Here is a 17060-nt window from a genome sequence, read left to right as displayed (position 1 = left end):
TGAGCGCACTTCCTTCCAACCTGGCCATGCCCCAAGCCGCTGCCGCGCGCGGCCAGGCGCCCGCGGTTTCGATCGCCGGCCTGAACAAGTTTTATGGCACGTTCCATGCGTTGCGCGACATCGACCTGGATGTGGCGAGCGGCGAGATCGTGGTGCTCTGCGGCCCTTCCGGCTCCGGTAAATCCACCCTCATACGCTGCATCAATCATCTGGAACAGCACGACTCCGGCCAGATCCATGTCAGCGGCATCAAGCTGACACGACGCCAGGAAGATGTGGAAAAGGTGCGGCGCGAGCTGGGCATGGTGTTCCAGAATTTCAATCTGTTCCCGCACATGACCGTGCTGGCGAACTGCACCTTCGCGCTGCGCCTCGCGTTGAAGATCGCGGAGAAGGAAGCCGAAGCCATCGCCCACGAGTACCTGGCCAAGGTCAACGTGGCGGAGCAGGTCCACAAATATCCCATCCAGCTGTCCGGCGGCCAGCAACAGCGCGTGGCGATCGCGCGGGCGCTGTGCCTGAAGCCGCGCATCATGCTGTTCGACGAGCCCACATCCGCGCTCGACCCGGAATCGGTGGGCTCCGTGCTGCGCATCATGGAAGACCTGGCCCAGACCGGCATCACCATGATCTGCGTGACCCATGAAATGGGTTTCGCTCGGCGCGTAGCGGACCGCTGCGTCTTCATGGAGCGTGGCGAGATCGTCGAAAGCGGGCCGGCGGACACCTTCTTCGACGCCCCGGCCAGCGACCGCCTGAGGAATTTTCTCGACCAGGTTTTGTAAGCCGACGTTTTGTAGGCCGAGCTTTTGTAAGCCGAGTAATGATAGCGATAGCTGCAAACACTTCAATCCATAGCGGTATATCTACAAGGGGTTCGTGATGATAAGAAAGCTACTCTCTGCCGGCATGCTTGCCGGCGCATTGATCTCCTCCGCGGCGCATGCCCAGGATGCCCTGGTGGTCAGCACCTGGGGCGGCAGCTTCCGTGACCTGATCGACGAGACCATAGGCAAGGAGTTCACCAAGCAGACCGGCGTGCCGGTCAAGTACATCACCGGCGGCACCATAGACCGCTTGAACAAGGCCAAGCTCGCCGGCAAGCCGGAAAGCGACATCACGTTCACCACCTCGCACATCGGCTGGCTGTACGTGAACGCCAATCTGTACGAGAAACTGGACACCAGCAAGATCCCCAACTACTCCCACCTGGTGGACCGGGCCAAGATCAGCCCGTACCACATCGGCAGCTGGGCCTACGTCTACACCATCGGCTATCGTCCCGACCTGGTACCCAAGGATATCAAGTTCGACAGCTGGAACGATCTGTGGAATCCGGCATTGAAAGGCAAGCTGTCGGCGCCCGACTTCGATCCCAGCCACATCATCACCATCGCCGCGATGCTGTCGGGTGGCGACGCCAGCAGCTGGCAGAAGGGCGAGGATAAGCTGAAGGCCTTGAAGCCGAACTTCAAGGCGTACTACACCAACGACGCCAACAGCCAGCAACTGATCGCTTCCGGTGAAACACCGGTGCAGGTCCTGCTGTCCATGAATGCCTACTACATGATCGGGCAAGGCGTGCCGATCAAGGTCGCCATGCCCAAGGAAGGCGCGGTGCTGGGCGTGGACACCATGGCCATCATGAAGGGCAGCCCCAGGGCCGACCTGGCCTACAAGTTCATCAATATCGCCCTATCGCCCGAGGTGCAGAGCAAGATCGTCGCCGCCAAGAAGGCCAGCCCGGTCATCGACGACGCCAAGGTGTCGGCCGAGGATGCCGCTTTGCCCGGCGTGTTCACCACCAAGCAGCAGTGGGACACCCAGGCCATCGTCATCGACGACAAGTTGCGCGCCGAGAAGACGGCCGAATGGCGCAAGTGGTTCACTGAAAACATGATGAACTGAGTCAACGTGGACGATGGATGGGTCTGCTCATGGACGCGCGCTCCAAACTCAAGGGATGGTTGATATCGCCCGCCAGCTTCGTCGCCTTGTGCATATGCGTGGCGCTGGCAGCCGTATTGCAATACAGCGTACGCGCGTTCATTCCCGGTTCGCTGGACGTCGGCGGACTGACGCTGGCGAACTTCACGGGACTGGGCAAGCCCATCTATCTCGAAGCATTCTTCAACACCCTGCGCCTGAGCGTGGAGACCACCGTATTCTCGATACTGGTGGCCTATCCGCTGGCCTACGCGCTGGTCCGGGTACGCAACCGCTTCTTCAAGTCCTTCATCCTGATCGTTTCGATCACGCCGCTGTTCCTGGGCGAAATCGTGCGCACCTACTCGTGGATCATCGTGCTGGGCAACAACGGCTTCATCAACACCGTGTTGCGCAAGCTGGGCATCATCGACCAGCCCCTGGCCTTGATGTTCACCCACCTGGGCGTGCTGGTGGCCCTGGTCCACGTGACCATACCCGTGGTGGTGCTGATGCTGGCGACCGCCATCTCGCATATCGATCGCGATTATGAGAAGGCGGCGGAGAGCCTGGGCGCGGGGCCGGTACGCACTTTCCTGACCGTCACCCTGCCTTTGTCCATGCCCGGCATCCTGGCCAGCGTGACCACCTCTTTCGCGTGGACCTTCAGCGCCTTCGCCACGCCGCAGATGATAGGCGGCGGCCGGGTGCCGACGGTTTCGACGCTGGTCTATCAATTGGGATTCGCGTCCATGAATTTCCCCCTGGCGGCCAGCCTCAGCATCGTCGGCCTGGCCTTGACCGCCGTCTCGCTGATGTTCCTGGGGCAAGTGACCCGCCGCTTGAAAGCCTTCGGAGGCCACTGACATGAAGATCCAGACTTCCGTCGCAGGCAATGCCAACACCCTCGACGCCGCCCCTGGCGTTGCCGGCGGGCGCAGCGCCAGTGCGCCGAAGGCGCGGCCACGCAACAAATCTCCCCTGTGGTTGCGCATAGGCGGTCCGATCCTGATCATCGTGCTGCTCGCCTTCGTGCTGCTGCCCGTGGTGGTGGTGACGGTGGCCGCCTTCAACGACAAGGCCCTGCTGACGTTTCCGCCCGAGTCCTGGTCCTTGCGCTGGTTCAAGCGAGTGTTCACCTACGGTGACTTCCAGGATGGTTTCCACGCCAGCATGATCGTGATGCTGTGGGCGTCCTGCCTTGCCCTGGTGATAGGCACCGGCCTGGCCGTGGCGGTGAAGCGCATGGCGTTTCCCGGCAAGCATCTGCTGCAGGCCATCCTGCTGTCACCGCTGGTGATTCCCCATTTCACCGTGGGCCTGGGCTTGTTGATCCTGGTGGCGCAGCTCGATATCGAACGCGGCTACGGCATCGTGATCCTCTGCCACGTGATATTGGTGCTGCCTTTCGTGCTGCGCAGCGTCTATGTGTCGATGGAAAACCTGGACGAGCGCCTGGAGCAGAGCGCGGCCAGCCTGGGGGCATCGCCGTCGCGGGTGCTGTTCACGATCACCATACCGCTGCTGGCGCCGGGCCTGTTCGGTGGCTGGCTGTTCGCCGCCATCATGTCCTTCAGCGAATTCACCGCGTCGCTGTTCGTCACCACGCAAAGTACGCAGACCTTGCCGGTGGCGATGTACAACTATGTGCGTGAATTCGCCGATCCTACCCTGGCGGCATTATCGGTCGTGTATATCTTCGTGACCGCCGCGCTGCTGGTCTTCGCCCATCGTTTCCTGGGGCTGGGGCGCATCCTCAATATCGAGGACACGCACTAGGTACGGCGTCAGTAGCCGCGCGCGGGATCGATGACGTTCAGCGGGGCCTGGCCCCGGTCCACGCGCGCGATGTTCTCGGCGATCTGCTTCGCGGCGGAAGCGGGAATCGCCACCGAGGCCAGATGGGGCGTGATCAATACATTCTCCATCCGCCACAGGGGATCGTCGGCCGGCAGTGGCTCCCGTTCGAAGACATCCAGCGTGGCGCCGCCCAGGTGCCCCGAGCCGAGCAATTCAGTCATGGCCGCCTGATCCACCAGAGCACCTCTTGCCACATTGATCAACGCCGCCCCACGCGGCAGTCGCAGCAGCCTGGCGCGATCGATCAAACCCCGCGTCCGCGGTGTAAGCGGCAGCATCAGCACCACGATGTCGGCTTGCGCCAGCACGGTATCCAGCGTGTCCATGCCGGCATGGCATTGGATGCCTTCGATCTGCCGGGGACTGCGCGACCAGCCCAGCACGGTCAGGCCCTGCCGGCGCAGCTCCCGGGCGGCATAGGCGCCCAACTCCCCCAGACCGAGCACCGCCACGCGGATGTCCTCGGGCGAGCGGGGGTGACGGTAGGCCCAGGTACCATTTCTCTGCGCCTGCTCGAACGACGGGATGTCGCGGGCATAGCGCAGCGTGGCGAACAGGACATAGCTCGCCATCATGCGGGCCATGTTCGGATCGGTGATGCGGGTGATGGGTACGCCCGCGGGCAGATCCTGCCGGCCGACGAGGGAATCGACACCGGCGCCCAGGTTGATGATCAGGCGCAGGTTGGCCATGCGGTCGAAGAAACCCGCCGGTGGCTTCCACGCCAGGGCGTAGCGGACCTGGGCCGGATCGTCGATTTCACTGGCGTGCCGGATGTCCAGCCGCGGCAGCTGCGCGTGCAACGCGTCGCGCCAGGTGGCGTAGTCATCGAACTCGCTGTGGAAAACCAGGGTGCCGGAGATCTCGCTTGCGCTCATTGCCTGTCTGCCTCAGGTTGGTCGACGAATCAGGCGTGCCATTGCCTCGATGGCCAGCTCGTAGCCATCCGCGCCCAGTCCGGCGATGACACCATCCGCCGCCTTGGAAATATACGAATGATGGCGGAAGCTCTCGCGGCGCCAGATGTTGCTCATATGGACTTCAACGATACGGCCGGGGAAGGACAGCAGCGCGTCCAGGATGGGTATCGAAGAATACGTCAATCCCGCCGCATTGATGATGACGCCCTGGGCATCGCCGCGGGCCTGCTGGATCCAGTCCACCAGCTGGCCTTCCCAATTGGACTGCACGAAATTCAGGTTCAGCTCCAGCGCCGCGGCTTTCTTCTCGCAGCGTTCGCGTAACGTGGGAAAGCTGTCCGACCCGTACGTCTTGTTGGCGTCCAGGCCGTACAGGTTGGCATTGGGTCCGTTGAGAAACCAGACTGTCGTGGCATACGGCCTGTCGCTGGACGCATTCGTGGCGATGGACTCGTTGGCCGTGGCGGTCACGTTCGTATCAGTGGCTGTGTTCGGATTCGTGGCTGTGTTCATGTCGTGGGCGCCTCAGGCATCGTGGGGTAGGGTGGCCTGCATGGCAGGCAGCGCATTGAACGCGGCGAACCACGTCGCCGCATGGGGATGCGCCGCGCGCCAGTCGAGTTCCGGATAACGGAAATCCAGATACCCCAGCGCGCAGCCTATGGCCACCTCGCCGATGGAAGGATCGGCGGATTTGAGTGCCGCGGCGACCGCTTCGATTTCGGCCAGGGCGGCATCAACCTTCACCAACTGCGCGTGCCGCCAGTCATCCCACTGCTTCGCTTCGGGCCGCGCGGTGCGCTCATAGCGCGCGAGCAAGGCAGCATCCAGCAAGCCGTCGCCCATGGCCTGCCAGGTGAGCGCCTGCCAGCGCGCGGGGCCGGCAACGGGAAACAGCGTGCCATTGCCGCCGAGGTCGGCAAGATATTCACAGATGACACGGCTGTCGTAGAGCGCCTGGCCGTCCGCCAGGATCAGGGTCGGGACCTTGGCCAAGGGATTGTGCGCGGCAATCCGCGCATCGCGCTTGATGGGGTGCGCGGCGCTGTCCAGCCATTCGATCCTGTCGGCCAGGCCGGTCATCGAGGCGCACACCATGACCTTGCGGACGAATGGCGAGGTTGGGGCGTAAAGAAGTTTCAACGAGAACTCCAGCCGAGGTAGAAGAGACGTGGATATCGACGCCCGGCGTGGCCCCGGGCGCGGATCCGGATATGAAGCCGCAGCTATCCAGGTTCAATCCGGAATCAACACCAGTTTGCCGAAAGCCTTGCCGCTTTCCAGCAGCTGGTGCGCCTGCACGGCCTGTGCCAGCGGCAGGCGCGCATGCATCTTCGGCCGAATGCGACCGTCCGTCACCAGCGGCAGGACATGGCGCGCCAGCGCCGTCGCCATGCGCGCCTTCTCCGCATCGGTCTGCGGCCGCATGGTGGAGGAATGCAGGCTCAGCTGCTTCTGCATCAAGGTCAGCAAGTCGATACTGACCGTGGATCCCTGCAGGAAGGACAGGCTTACGTGGCGTCCACCGAAAGCCAGCACCTGCAGATTGCGCCGCACGTAGTCGCCGCCGACGATATCGAGCACCACGTTCACCCCCTTGCCTTGGGTATACGCGTCGCAGGCCTGGACGAAATCCGTATCGTGGAAGCAGATGACTTCGGCCGCGCCCAGCTCACGCAGCGCGGGAAAACGGTCGCGCTCGCCATCCGTCACGATGACCCGGGCGCCTGCCGCATGCGCCATCTGTATCGCCAGGGTGCCGATGCCGCCACCGCCGCCGTGTATGAGCACCGTTTCGCCCATGCGCAGGCGGCCCAGTTCGAAGAGGTTATGCCAGACGGTGAACAGCCCTTCCGGCAAGGCGCTGGCCTCGGCGTCATCGAGGCCGTCGGGGACGGGCAGGGAATGGTCCACGCGTGCCAGGCAGTAAGGCGCATAACCGCCACCCGCGAGCAGGCTCATCAGGCGTTTGCCCCGCAGGGAATCCGCAACGCCGGGACCGCAGGCGATCACCTCGCCGCAGGCCTCCAGGCCGAGCACGTCGGTGGCGCCCGGGGCGGGTTTGGCCAACCCCTGCCGTTGCATGATGTCCGGGCGATTGATGCCGCCGGCACGTACGCGCAACAGGACTTCGCCGGCGCCGGGGGTGGGAACCGGCCGCGTGGCCAGCGTCAGGACAGTGGCATCGCCGGGTTCACGCGCGACGATGGCCTGCATATCGGTAGGTGGATGGGTCATGGTCCTCGAACGTCATGGACGGGTGGATTACGGCTGTGCGTTGAACACGCTGACGCCGTGATCGGGAAACGCCAGGCCCGCGACCGCGCCCACGGGCCAGTCGCGCAGACAGCCCAGGCCGGCGGTGCGTATCATCACGCGCTGCTTACCCGCGACGGGGATATGCACATCGACGTACATATCCACATGGTCGCCCTGAAACACGTGGTTGACGACCGTGCCGCTCAAGACCGAGGCGCTATGGAGGTTCTCCAGCTTGATATGTTCGGGGCGCACGTAGACGTCCAGGCGGCGGCCTTCGTGCGCCCCGCCCACCAGCCTGTCCCGCGGCACGCTCATCAGGCCGGCGCCCAGGCGCAGCTGCAGCGTTTCCGAATCCGAGCCATGGTAATAGCCGGGCAGGATATTGACGTCGCCCAGGAAGGACGCGACGAAGGGATCCTGGGGATTGCGATAGAGTTCGTCGGGCGTGGCGATTTGCTTGATGACGCCCTGGCTCATCACCGCGATGCGGTCCGACATGCTCAGGGCCTCGCCCTGGTCATGCGTCACGAAGATGGTGGTCACGCCCAGCTCGCGCTGGATGTCCCGTATCTCCACCTGCATGGCGCCGCGCAGCCCCTTGTCCAAGGCGGAGAAAGGTTCATCCAGCAGCAGCACCTTGGGCCGGATGACCAGGGCGCGCGCCAGGGCAACGCGCTGCTGCTGCCCGCCGGAGAGTTCGCGCGGCTTGCGTCCGCCCAGTTCATCCAGTTTCACCAGGGCCATGACTTCGCGCACCCGCTGCGCGATTTCCGCCGCCGGAACGCGGCGCATCCGCAGGCCATAGCCGATATTGCGCTCCACCGTCATGTGGGGGAACAGGGCGTAGTTCTGGAAAACGATGCCGATCTCGCGCTGATACGGGGGCAGCGTGGTCACCGAGGTGCCGTCGATGAAGATTTCCCCTTTATCGGCATCGGCGAAGCCGGCGATCAGGTTCAGCAGCGTGGTCTTGCCGCAGCCCGACGGGCCCAGCAGCGTCAGGAATTCGCCCTGTTCGACCCTGAGGGACACCTCATGCAGAACGGTTAGATCCCGGTAGCGCTTGACCACGCCTTCCAGCTGGACAGCGCTGGAATGCTCGGGCGAAAAAGTGCGATTGCGCATGGCTTTGCGGCGTCCAATCTGCGGGTGACGCTTTCAAGAATAAGGCAAAGGTGCGCGCACGGTGCGTTGTCGATGCTGATGCCCGCCATCGGAAAAACGGAAGCCGAAACGGGCCCGCCGACGACGCTGGAGACGTTTGCTTTTTCCTAAGCCAGCCGTCTGAAAAACGAAGTTATCAAATCCGGCGATCTCCCTCACACTGCGTGGCAAATCGCGGGACACGTCAGGCCCCGATACTCTTCAGGATCTTGAAATGTCAATTGAAAAGACCAATACGTTGGTGATCGGCGCTGGCCAGGCTGGCATTGCAATGAGCGAACACCTCGGCGCGATGGGGATCCCGCATATCGTGCTGGAGCGCAAGCGGATCGCTGAACGCTGGCGTTCGGAGCGCTGGGATTCGCTGGTGGCGAATGGGCCGGCCTGGCATGACCGCTTTCCTGGACTGAAGTTCGATGACGTCGGCCCGGACGTCTTCCCGGCCAAGGAACGCATGGCCAGATACTTCGAGGATTACGCCAAGCTGATCAAGGCCCCGGTGCGCACGGGTGTCGAGGTCTTGCGTGTCAAACGCAACGACAAGCGCCCCGGCTTCACGATCACCACTTCCGATGGGACCATCGAAGCGCTGCACGTCGTTGCCGCCACGGGACCTTTCCAGGTTCCCAGCTATCCCCGGATCGTCCCCGACAGTGCCGGGATCCAGCAGCTGCATTCCTCTTCGTACAAGAATCCGGGCCAGTTGGCGGACGGCGCGGTACTGGTGGTGGGCGCCGGTGCGTCCGGCTCGCAGATCGCCGAAGAACTGCGGCAGGCCGGGCGCAAGGTCTATCTGTCCGTCGGCGAACACTACCGCCCGCCGCGTTCCTACCGGGATCGGGATTATTGCTGGTGGCTGGGTGCGCTGGGGATGTGGGATGAGGTCAAGAAGAAGCCCAAGCGCGAACATGTGGCGTTTGCCGTCAGCGGTTACGACAGCGGCAAGACCATCGATTTCCGCCGCCTGGCGCATGAGGGCATTGAACTCGTCGGCATCACCAAGTCCTATGAAGACGGCGTAATGCGTTTCGAGGACAACCTGGTGCGCGACGTGAAGCAGGGCGACGATGATTATTTCGAAGTCCTGCGCGAAGCCGATGCCTACATTGAGCAGAACAGCCTGGACCTGCCGCCGGAGCCCGACGCGTGGAAGCTGCTGGACGACCCGGAATGCCTGAAGCATCCCATCCTGCAACTGGATCTGGCCAAGGCCGGCATCAAGACCATACTCTGGGCGACGGGCTTCAAGGTGGACTTCAGCTGGATCGAAGCGGACACCTTCGACAACAAGGGCTATCCGATACACAAGCGGGGAATCTCGGCGGAGAAAGGCATTTATTTCCTCGGCCTGCCCAACCTGACCAACCGGTCATCGTCCTTCATCTGGGGCGTGTGGCATGACGCCAGGTACATCGCCGACCATATCGGCATCCACCTGGATTATCTGTCGTACAAGAAGGAGTGATACGCAAGACTCGCCTGGATCCCAGGTGCGATCGCCGCTCACACCTCCAGGGCCGCCGCTGCGATACGGGTCTCGAATTTCGATCGGTGCACTGAAAAGAACGTGCGCACGTTGCGCACGTTGGCCTGCGCGGTGAAGGCCCGGTGCACCAGCGCGTGGTAGGCCGGCATGTCGGCCACCTGTGCGATCAGGACGAAGTCCGGGCCGGGTGACACGCGATGGCATTGCAGGATGGCAGGCTCGTCACGCACCAGGGCTTCGAACTCCGTCAGCTTTTCCGCGGCCTGGACATCCAGCGTGATCTCCACGATGGCGGTCAGGGTGCTGCCCAGACGAGCCGGATCCAGGAGGGCGACCTGCTTTTCTATCACGCCACTTTCCACCAGGCGACGCACGCGGCGCAGGCAGGTGGGCGGCGAGGCGTGCACTTTTTCCGCCAGCTCCTGGTTCGTCAGCGAGGCGTCCTGCTGCATCTGGGCCAGGATGCGGCGGTCCAGGTCGTCCAGGGCGACGAAGGGGGAGACAGGCTCCAAAGCTTCGGAATCGTTCATAGATCGCCAGTAAATTTCAAAACAAAGGCCATTTTCGAATAAAATTACACGACAAAATGTGACTTGAAGAATAGTTCATTTTAGCCGTAAAAACGGAATCTTATTTCTCCCCTCCCCGCCCACAATGGCGCTTGTCTTTCTTTCCCCCGGAGCATGCCATGTGCGGAATCGTCGGAGCGGTCGCCCAACGCGACATCACCCCTGTCCTGGTTGAAGGCCTGCGTCGCCTCGAATATCGGGGTTATGACTCCTGCGGCGTGGCGGTCTATGCCGACGGCGAACTGCGCCGCACGCGCAGCACCGAGCGCGTCTCCGAACTGGCCGCGCTGGTCGAACAGGAGCACGTGACCGGTTATACCGGCATCTCGCACACTCGCTGGGCCACCCATGGTGCGCCGGCCACGCACAACGCCCACCCGCACTTTTCGGCGCATGGCAAGGACAAGCCGCGCATCGCGCTGGTCCATAACGGCATCATCGAGAATCACGACGAGTTGCGCGCCGAGCTGCAGGCTGCCGGCTACGTGTTCGAAAGCCAGACCGATACCGAAGTCATTGCGCACCTGGTCAATCATCTTTATTCCGGCGATCTGCTCGAAGCCGTGCAGCAGGCGGCGCGCCGCCTGCTGGGCGCCTATGCCATCGCCGTGTTCTGCCGCGACGAGCCGCATCGCGTCGTGGGCGCGCGCCAGGGCTCGCCGCTGGTGGTGGGCGTGGGCAAGAACGAGAACTTCCTGGCGTCCGATGCACTGGCGCTGGCCGGCACCACGGACCAGATCATCTATCTGGAGGATGGCGACGTCGTCGACCTGCAATTGTCGCGCGTGTGGATCACCGACGACCAGGGCCGTCCCGTCGAGCGCAAGGTCAATACCGTACAGGTGCACAGCGGCGCCGCCGAGCTGGGCCCTTATCGCCATTTCATGCAGAAGGAAATCTTCGAGCAGCCGCGCGCGGTGGGCGATACCTTGCAGGACATCGAATCGATCACGCCGGAGCTGTTCGGCGATGGTGCGTACAAGATCTTCAAGGAAGCGGACTCGCTGCTGATTCTCGCCTGCGGCACCAGCTATTACTCCGGCTTGACCGCCAAGTATTGGATCGAGTCGATCGCCAAGATTCCCGTGGCGGTGGAAATCGCCAGCGAGTACCGCTATCGCGACAGCGTGCCGAATCCGCGTTCGCTGGTGGTGACGATTTCGCAGTCGGGCGAGACGGCCGACACCCTGGCGGCGTTGAAGCATGCGCGCAGCCTGGGCATGGAGAACACGCTGACCATTTGCAACGTGGCCACCAGCGCGATGGTGCGTGAGTGCAAGCTGGCCTTTATCACGCGGGCTGGCGTGGAGATAGGCGTGGCGTCGACCAAGGCCTTCACCACGCAGTTGGCGGCGTTGTTCATGCTGACACTGGCGCTGGCGCAAACGCATGGCCGCATCAGCGATGAAGAGGAAGCCGAGCATTTGAAGGCACTGCGCCATCTGCCGGCGGCCATCAGTTCCGTGCTGGCCTTGGAGCCGCAGATCATTTCCTGGGCCGAGCGTTTCGCGACCAAGGAAAACGCCTTGTTCCTGGGCCGCGGCATGCATTATCCGGTGGCGCTGGAAGGGGCGTTGAAGCTGAAGGAAATCAGCTACATCCATGCGGAGGCCTATCCGGCTGGCGAACTGAAGCATGGCCCGCTGGCCCTGGTCACCGACCAGATGCCGGTCGTGACCATCGCGCCCAAGGATGCCTTGCTGGAGAAGCTGAAATCCAATATGCAGGAAGTGCGCGCGCGCGGTGGCGAGTTGTATGTATTCGCCGATGCCGACAGCCACATCGTGCGCGACCCGGGCATGCATGTGATCCGCATGCCGGAGCACTACGGCAAACTGTCGCCCATCCTGCACACCATACCTTTGCAACTGCTGGCTTACCACACCGCCTGCGCCCGCGGCACGGACGTGGACAAGCCGCGCAACCTGGCGAAGAGCGTGACGGTGGAGTGAAGCAGGCGTCTCCCTCGAGCAGGTGAAGTTTCGTCATTTTTTTGTAATGACTGCGTCATGGCCGCGTTTCCCCCTGATTTCTACACTGGCGGTTCGCTATGTAAATCTTCAGGAAACCCCCATGAAACTTCGTTCGATGGTGCTGTCTCTTTCCCTCGCCGCCGGCCTGTTTGGCGCTTCATCCACCTGGGCTGCCGGCTCCTCCACTTCCGAGGCGACTCAGGAAGTGAAAAATATCGTGCTGGTCCATGGCCTGTTCGCCGATGGGTCCAGCTGGTCGAAGGTCATCCCGTTGCTGCAAGCCAAGGGCTTGCATGTGACGGCGGTGCAGAATCCCACCACGTCCCTGGATGATGACGTCGCCGCCGTAAAGCGCGCCCTGGCGCAGCAGGACGGCCCGGTGATTCTGGTCGGGCATTCCTACGGCGGTATGGTCATCAGCCAGGCGGGCGACGTGCCGCAGGTGAAGGGCCTGGTCTACATCGCGGCGCGCGCGCCGGACGCTGGTGAAGATTATGTGGCGCTGACCAAGCGCTTCCCTGCCGCGCCGGCCGGGGCTGGCTTGACGTGGTCGGCAGACGGATTCGGGGTACTCAGCGAAGAGGCCTTCATCAAGGATTTCGCGAATGACTTGCCCAAGGCCGAGGCAGAGGCCTACTACGCCGTACAGCAGCCCATCGGTGCCGCCATCAAGACAGCCAAGACCACGGTCGCGGCGTGGAAGAACAAACCGACCTGGTACGCTGTCTCGACGAAGGACCGCACCATCAACACCGAACAGGAGCGATTCATGGCCAAGCGAATGAACGCCCATACCATCGAGCTCGATGCCAGTCACGTAGCGCTGATTTCCCAGCCTGAAGCAGTCGCCAAGCTGATCTTGCAAACAGCACACGTGCCGGAGTAAAAATCCCCCAGGCCAAAACATTGCGCCACAAACCAGGTCGTGTGCCAAGGTCAAAAAAGGCCGATCAATGAAGATTCTGATAATCGAAGACGAATCCAAGACGGCCGATTACCTTGCCGGGGGACTGGGCGAGGCAGGATACACCGTCGACTGCGCGAATAATGGGATCGACGGCTTGCACCTTGCGAAGGAGACTTCCTACGACCTGATCCTGCTGGATGTGATGTTGCCCGGCCTGGACGGCTGGACGGTAATGCGCAAGCTGCGTGAGCAAGCCAGAGCGCCCGTGCTGTTCCTGAGTGCGAAAGGCAACTTGGAAGATCGCTTGCGTGGCCTGGAGCTCGGCGCCGAGGAATATCTGGTCAAGCCCTTCTCGTTCGCTGAACTGCTGGCGCGCATTCGCATTATCCTGCGCCGTGGACAAGAGCAGCCGGCGCAGGACGTCCTTGCCCTCGGCGACTTGCGCGTGGACATCGCCAAGCACCGCTGCGAGCGCGGCGGCGTGCGCATCGCGTTGACCAATAAAGAATTCAAGTTGCTCGTCTGCTTTCTGCAGCATCCCGAGCAGGTGTTATCCCGCACCTTCCTGGCTTCGCGTGTCTGGGATATGAATTTCGACAGCGATACCAATGTGGTCGATGTTGCCGTACGCCGCCTGCGGCAGAAGGTCGATGAACCCTTTCCCTTGCGGCTGATTCACACCGTTCACGGCGTGGGTTACCGTTGCGAGCTGCCAGCGTGACAAGACTGTCCCTGACGACCCGCCTGGCGCTGTTGTTGGCCGCGTTTTCATTTGTCGCGCTGGCGTCGCTCGGTAGTGCGCTGTATGTCGCGCTCGGCCGGCAACTGGATCTGCGCGACGATGGTGCATTGCTGGCGCGCGTCGAGCAGATTCGCGCATTGCTGCATGACCTGGACGCGCGCGAATTGGTTCGTGACAAGCCGCAGCTGTTTGGCAACATGCTGGGCAATACGGAGTCGCTTCTGATCATCCGCCCTGCAGGCGGGGCGCCGTTGCTCGAAGTCAATCCCGGTCGGCGAGCACTGCCCGAGGTCACGCCACTGTCCGCGGACGAAGCGTTGAGCTTGCACGATGTCCGGCGCAACATCATGAGCGACGGCACGCCCTTTATCTACACCGCGGTGCTGAGCACCGCGCCAGGCGGCGGCCCTGCGCTGGAAATCCTGTCCGGACGCCTGCTCAACGAGCGCACGCGCATCCTGCGTGAGTATCGCGACAAGATCATCCTGTTCTCATCCATCATGGCGGTGCTGGCGGCGGGACTGGCCTATATTCTTGCGCGGCGCGGCCTGGCGCCTTTGCACAGGCTGGCGCGGCAAACCGCGAGCATCGGCGTCGGCACCTTGTCAGTGCGCTTGCGCCGCGACGATGCGCCTGCCGAACTCGACGCGCTGATCTACCAGTTCAATGCCATGCTGGTTCGCCTTGAGAGGGGGTTTGAGCAGCTCAAGCAGGTCAGTGCGGATATGGCGCACGACCTGCGCACCCCGATCAACAATCTGTTGGGACAGACCGAAGTCGGTCTTGGACAGGTACGCGAACCGCAGTACTACCAGCGTTTGCTGGGCTCGCATTTCGAGGAATTGCAGCGCCTGTCGCGGATGATGGACAACATGTTGTTCCTGGCGCGTACGGAGCATGCCGAAGATGCGCTTCAGTGCACTGAACTGGACGTGGCGAATGAACTCGAACGCGTCTGCGATTACTTTGAAGATGTGGCGGCCGAACGTGGCGTGAAACTGGATTGGACCGGGCACGGCAAAATCCGCGCGGACGGGTCCCTGCTTCGTCGTGCACTGGCCAATCTGCTGGACAACGCCGTGCGTTTTGCCGAACCGGACAGCACCATCGAGATAAGCGCCCAAGGTCAGGCGCGGAACATGGTGATCAAGGTGCTCAATCGTGGCGTGGACATTCCCGCCGAGCATCTGGAAAGCATATTCGAGCGCTTTTTCCGGGTCGATCCGTCAAGACAACGTTCCAGCCAGTCCAGTGGGCTGGGCCTGTCGATCGTGCGTTCGATCATGCAATTGCATAAAGGACGATGCTGGGTGGAAAGTGGCGGAGGCCTGACGTGCTTTTACCTGGAATTTCCGGTTTAACCCCCGCTGGACACGTGATCCTCTTCGGCGGTCTCACCGCCAAGCGCTAGTGAGATAGCCACAAGTATTTCATTGTGCTTGCTTGCCGTCAGTCCAGATCCGCATCTATGCGTTTTATCAAGCCATCGCCGTCGACCGCGATCTTGAGCCTCCCGGTCTCGTGGCCGAAATCGCCCGTGAAGTCGAGCCGAACGACAATGTGGCGGTCGTCGGTCTGCTCGATCGATAGCAGCTGGCTGACGGTTTTATATCCAACGAAGAACTGCGTCAGATAAAGACGAATTCCCTCGGTACCGACAAACGCGTCACCGACCGACACGTCATCTATCACGGCGTCGGAAGTAAACAGCGCCAATGCGCCGTCGACATCGAAGGCATTGGTGGCCTGAATGAAAGCATCCACCAGTTTTCTCCCAGTCGGCGCCCCGGTGGCCGGAGTAAGCCGTGCGCCGTAGATCATCCGCTTCTTCATATCAGTGCTGCCACTCCTTGTAGACGAATTCGAGGCTGTAGCCGTCAGGGTCTCGCACCTGAGCTGCGTAATAGCGGGGGTCGTAGTGCATTTGCGGTCCAGGCGGATGGATTTCACCGGCGCCCGCGGCCATGGCCGCCGAGAAGGCGGCATCGACTTCGCGCTTGCCAGCGGCAACGAAGCCGACATGGGCGGCGCGGCCTTCGACCGTACCTGCGCGTAGCCAGAAGAACACGCGGCCATTCGCGCCGAAGCCCTTGAGATCGGGATGCCCGGCGGGACCTTGCCTGCCGTCATAGTCCAGCACATGCGCGATGCCGAGCGGGACCAGTGCTTTCTCGTAGAAGGCGATCGAGCGATCGATGTCGCTGACGGAGATGAAGACGTGGTCGAGCAAGTTGCGCTCCTCTTTAGTCAAATGAAGAGACCAAGATACGTTCTCCATGCGCCACCCACTCACCCGATCCTCTCCAAGGCTTGCCTGTTTCTGCTTTTTCCTTGAATGCCCGGACGGCCTCTGCTAGCGTCGGATCATGGAACAGCAACTGCAAGCGTTGAGGGCATTGGCATCCCGGGCCGAGAACAGGCGCACGGAGACGGGCATTCCGCGGGTCGCCATGGTGCAGGGTGAAATTCCCGAGCACCGGCTCGCCGCCCTCTACGATCCAATGATCAACCTGATCCTGACGGGATCGAAGACGATGACGGTCGGCGACCGGACGCTTCACTATGATCCGGCAACCTACTTCGTCATGTCCGTGGATCTGCCGGCCATCGGGTCCGTTCATCCGGCCCCGACTGGGGAACCGTATCTGGCAATCAGCCTGACGCTGGCTCCCACTATCGTCGCGGCGCTTATCCGCGATCTGCCGGTGGAGGCCCGCGGCACGCTTGCCGGTTCCGGATTCTCGGTCGCCCCCGTCGATGGCGAGTTGCTTGACGCCTGGATACGAATGCTCCGGCTGATGGACCGGCCCAACGAGATCGCGGCGTTGGCACCCGCCTATGAGCGGGAGATCCTGTTCAGAGTGCTTCAAGGGCCGCTAGGCTGGATGCTGCGCGACATCGCATCGCCGGACACGGCGCTGGCGCGCGTCAGTGTCGCCATTCATTGGCTACGCCAGAACTTCGCCGAACCGATGACCGTGGCGGCCTTGGCCGAGATGGCGACATTGAGCGTTTCGGCGTTTCATCGCCATTTCAAGGCCGTGACGGCACTGAGCCCATTGCAGTACCAGAAACGCGTCCGCCTGCTGCACGCGCGATCCCGATTGCTCTCCGGCCAAGGCAGCGCAACGTCGATCGCATTCGACGTGGGTTACGAAAGCCCGAACCAGTTCAGCCGTGAATACGCCCGCCTGTTCGGCCTGCCGCCTTCCAGAGACCTGGCCCAGGCCACTAAAGAGCGAAGATGATAC

At 62.3% G+C, this 17060-nt stretch carries 18 protein-coding genes; 10 read left to right on the top strand and 8 right to left on the bottom strand.

What is annotated here, in order from left to right:
• Positions 1-26 precede the first annotated feature (26 nt).
• The 4 genes from CEY05_RS17870 to CEY05_RS17855 all read left to right on the top strand — a co-directional run bounded on the left by CEY05_RS17870 (position 27) and on the right by CEY05_RS17855 (position 3705).
• On the top strand, positions 27-785 hold the full coding sequence (locus CEY05_RS17870; RefSeq protein WP_233161607.1) for an amino acid ABC transporter ATP-binding protein: 759 nt from the start codon (positions 27-29) through the stop codon (positions 783-785).
• Positions 786-882: 97 nt separating this feature from the next.
• Entirely contained in the window at positions 883-1908 is a 1026-nt protein-coding gene (locus CEY05_RS17865; protein ID WP_088596845.1) for a PotD/PotF family extracellular solute-binding protein, read from the top strand.
• Between the two features lie 29 nt (positions 1909-1937).
• Positions 1938-2792 (top strand): ABC transporter permease, encoded by an 855-nt coding sequence (locus tag CEY05_RS17860; RefSeq protein WP_088597642.1) that lies wholly within the window; start codon positions 1938-1940, stop codon positions 2790-2792.
• 1 nt (position 2793) lies between these two features.
• Positions 2794-3705 (top strand): ABC transporter permease, encoded by a 912-nt coding sequence (locus CEY05_RS17855; protein ID WP_088596844.1) that lies wholly within the window; start codon positions 2794-2796, stop codon positions 3703-3705.
• A gap of 8 nt (positions 3706-3713) precedes the next feature.
• Here the strand turns inward: CEY05_RS17855 and CEY05_RS17850 are convergent, their stop codons facing one another.
• The 5 genes from CEY05_RS17850 to CEY05_RS17830 all read right to left on the bottom strand — a co-directional run bounded on the left by CEY05_RS17850 (position 3714) and on the right by CEY05_RS17830 (position 8093).
• Positions 3714-4664 carry a glyoxylate/hydroxypyruvate reductase A gene (locus tag CEY05_RS17850; protein WP_088596843.1) on the bottom strand — a complete coding sequence of 317 codons (951 nt, stop codon included), beginning with the start codon at positions 4662-4664 and terminating at the stop codon, positions 3714-3716.
• A 12-nt stretch (positions 4665-4676) separates the two neighbouring features.
• On the bottom strand, positions 4677-5219 hold the full coding sequence (locus tag CEY05_RS17845) for a type II 3-dehydroquinate dehydratase (RefSeq protein ID WP_088596842.1): 543 nt from the start codon (positions 5217-5219) through the stop codon (positions 4677-4679).
• Between the two features lie 12 nt (positions 5220-5231).
• Positions 5232-5849, bottom strand: a complete 618-nt coding sequence (locus CEY05_RS17840; RefSeq protein WP_088596841.1) for a glutathione S-transferase — start codon at positions 5847-5849, stop codon at positions 5232-5234.
• Between the two features lie 93 nt (positions 5850-5942).
• Positions 5943-6944, bottom strand: coding sequence for an NAD(P)H-quinone oxidoreductase (locus CEY05_RS17835; protein WP_233161580.1), 1002 nt, complete (start codon positions 6942-6944; stop codon positions 5943-5945).
• Between the two features lie 27 nt (positions 6945-6971).
• Positions 6972-8093, bottom strand: a complete 1122-nt coding sequence (locus tag CEY05_RS17830; RefSeq protein WP_088596839.1) for an ABC transporter ATP-binding protein — start codon at positions 8091-8093, stop codon at positions 6972-6974.
• 253 nt (positions 8094-8346) lie between these two features.
• Between CEY05_RS17830 and CEY05_RS17825 the strand changes: the two genes are divergently transcribed.
• Positions 8347-9597: an NAD(P)/FAD-dependent oxidoreductase gene (locus CEY05_RS17825; RefSeq protein ID WP_088596838.1), complete on the top strand. Its 1251-nt coding sequence runs from the start codon at positions 8347-8349 to the stop codon at positions 9595-9597.
• Positions 9598-9635: 38 nt separating this feature from the next.
• Here CEY05_RS17825 and CEY05_RS17820 read toward each other — a convergent pair whose 3' ends face one another.
• On the bottom strand, positions 9636-10148 hold the full coding sequence (locus CEY05_RS17820) for an Lrp/AsnC family transcriptional regulator (RefSeq protein ID WP_088596837.1): 513 nt from the start codon (positions 10146-10148) through the stop codon (positions 9636-9638).
• Positions 10149-10306: 158 nt separating this feature from the next.
• On the opposite strand from CEY05_RS17820, the gene glmS reads away from it, so the two are divergent.
• The 4 genes from glmS (at position 10307) to CEY05_RS17800 (ending at position 15170) form a co-directional block, all read left to right on the top strand.
• A complete protein-coding gene (gene glmS, locus CEY05_RS17815; RefSeq protein ID WP_088596836.1) occupies positions 10307-12139 on the top strand; it encodes a glutamine--fructose-6-phosphate transaminase (isomerizing) in 1833 nt (610 codons plus the stop codon).
• 121 nt (positions 12140-12260) lie between these two features.
• Positions 12261-13046, top strand: coding sequence for an alpha/beta fold hydrolase (locus CEY05_RS17810; protein WP_088596835.1), 786 nt, complete (start codon positions 12261-12263; stop codon positions 13044-13046).
• 67 nt (positions 13047-13113) lie between these two features.
• Positions 13114-13788, top strand: a complete 675-nt coding sequence (locus tag CEY05_RS17805) for a heavy metal response regulator transcription factor (protein ID WP_088596834.1) — start codon at positions 13114-13116, stop codon at positions 13786-13788.
• Positions 13785-15170 carry a heavy metal sensor histidine kinase gene (locus CEY05_RS17800; RefSeq protein ID WP_088596833.1) on the top strand — a complete coding sequence of 462 codons (1386 nt, stop codon included), beginning with the start codon at positions 13785-13787 and terminating at the stop codon, positions 15168-15170. Before CEY05_RS17805 ends, CEY05_RS17800 begins: the two co-directional genes overlap by 4 nt.
• Before the next feature lie 88 nt (positions 15171-15258).
• Here CEY05_RS17800 and CEY05_RS17795 read toward each other — a convergent pair whose 3' ends face one another.
• Positions 15259-15642 (bottom strand): nuclear transport factor 2 family protein, encoded by a 384-nt coding sequence (locus tag CEY05_RS17795; protein WP_233161579.1) that lies wholly within the window; start codon positions 15640-15642, stop codon positions 15259-15261.
• Between the two features lies 1 nt (position 15643).
• A complete protein-coding gene (locus tag CEY05_RS17790) occupies positions 15644-16039 on the bottom strand; it encodes a VOC family protein (protein ID WP_088596832.1) in 396 nt (131 codons plus the stop codon).
• A 136-nt stretch (positions 16040-16175) separates the two neighbouring features.
• On the opposite strand from CEY05_RS17790, the gene CEY05_RS17785 reads away from it, so the two are divergent.
• Positions 16176-17057, top strand: a complete 882-nt coding sequence (locus CEY05_RS17785; protein ID WP_088596831.1) for an AraC family transcriptional regulator — start codon at positions 16176-16178, stop codon at positions 17055-17057.
• Positions 17058-17060: the final 3 nt, after the last annotated feature.

The organism is Achromobacter sp. HZ34 (genome assembly GCF_002209485.1).
Taxonomy (GTDB): domain Bacteria; phylum Pseudomonadota; class Gammaproteobacteria; order Burkholderiales; family Burkholderiaceae_B; genus Bordetella_C.
Note: the sequence above shows the minus strand (reverse complement) of the source record. Positions and strands in the feature narration are given on the sequence as shown.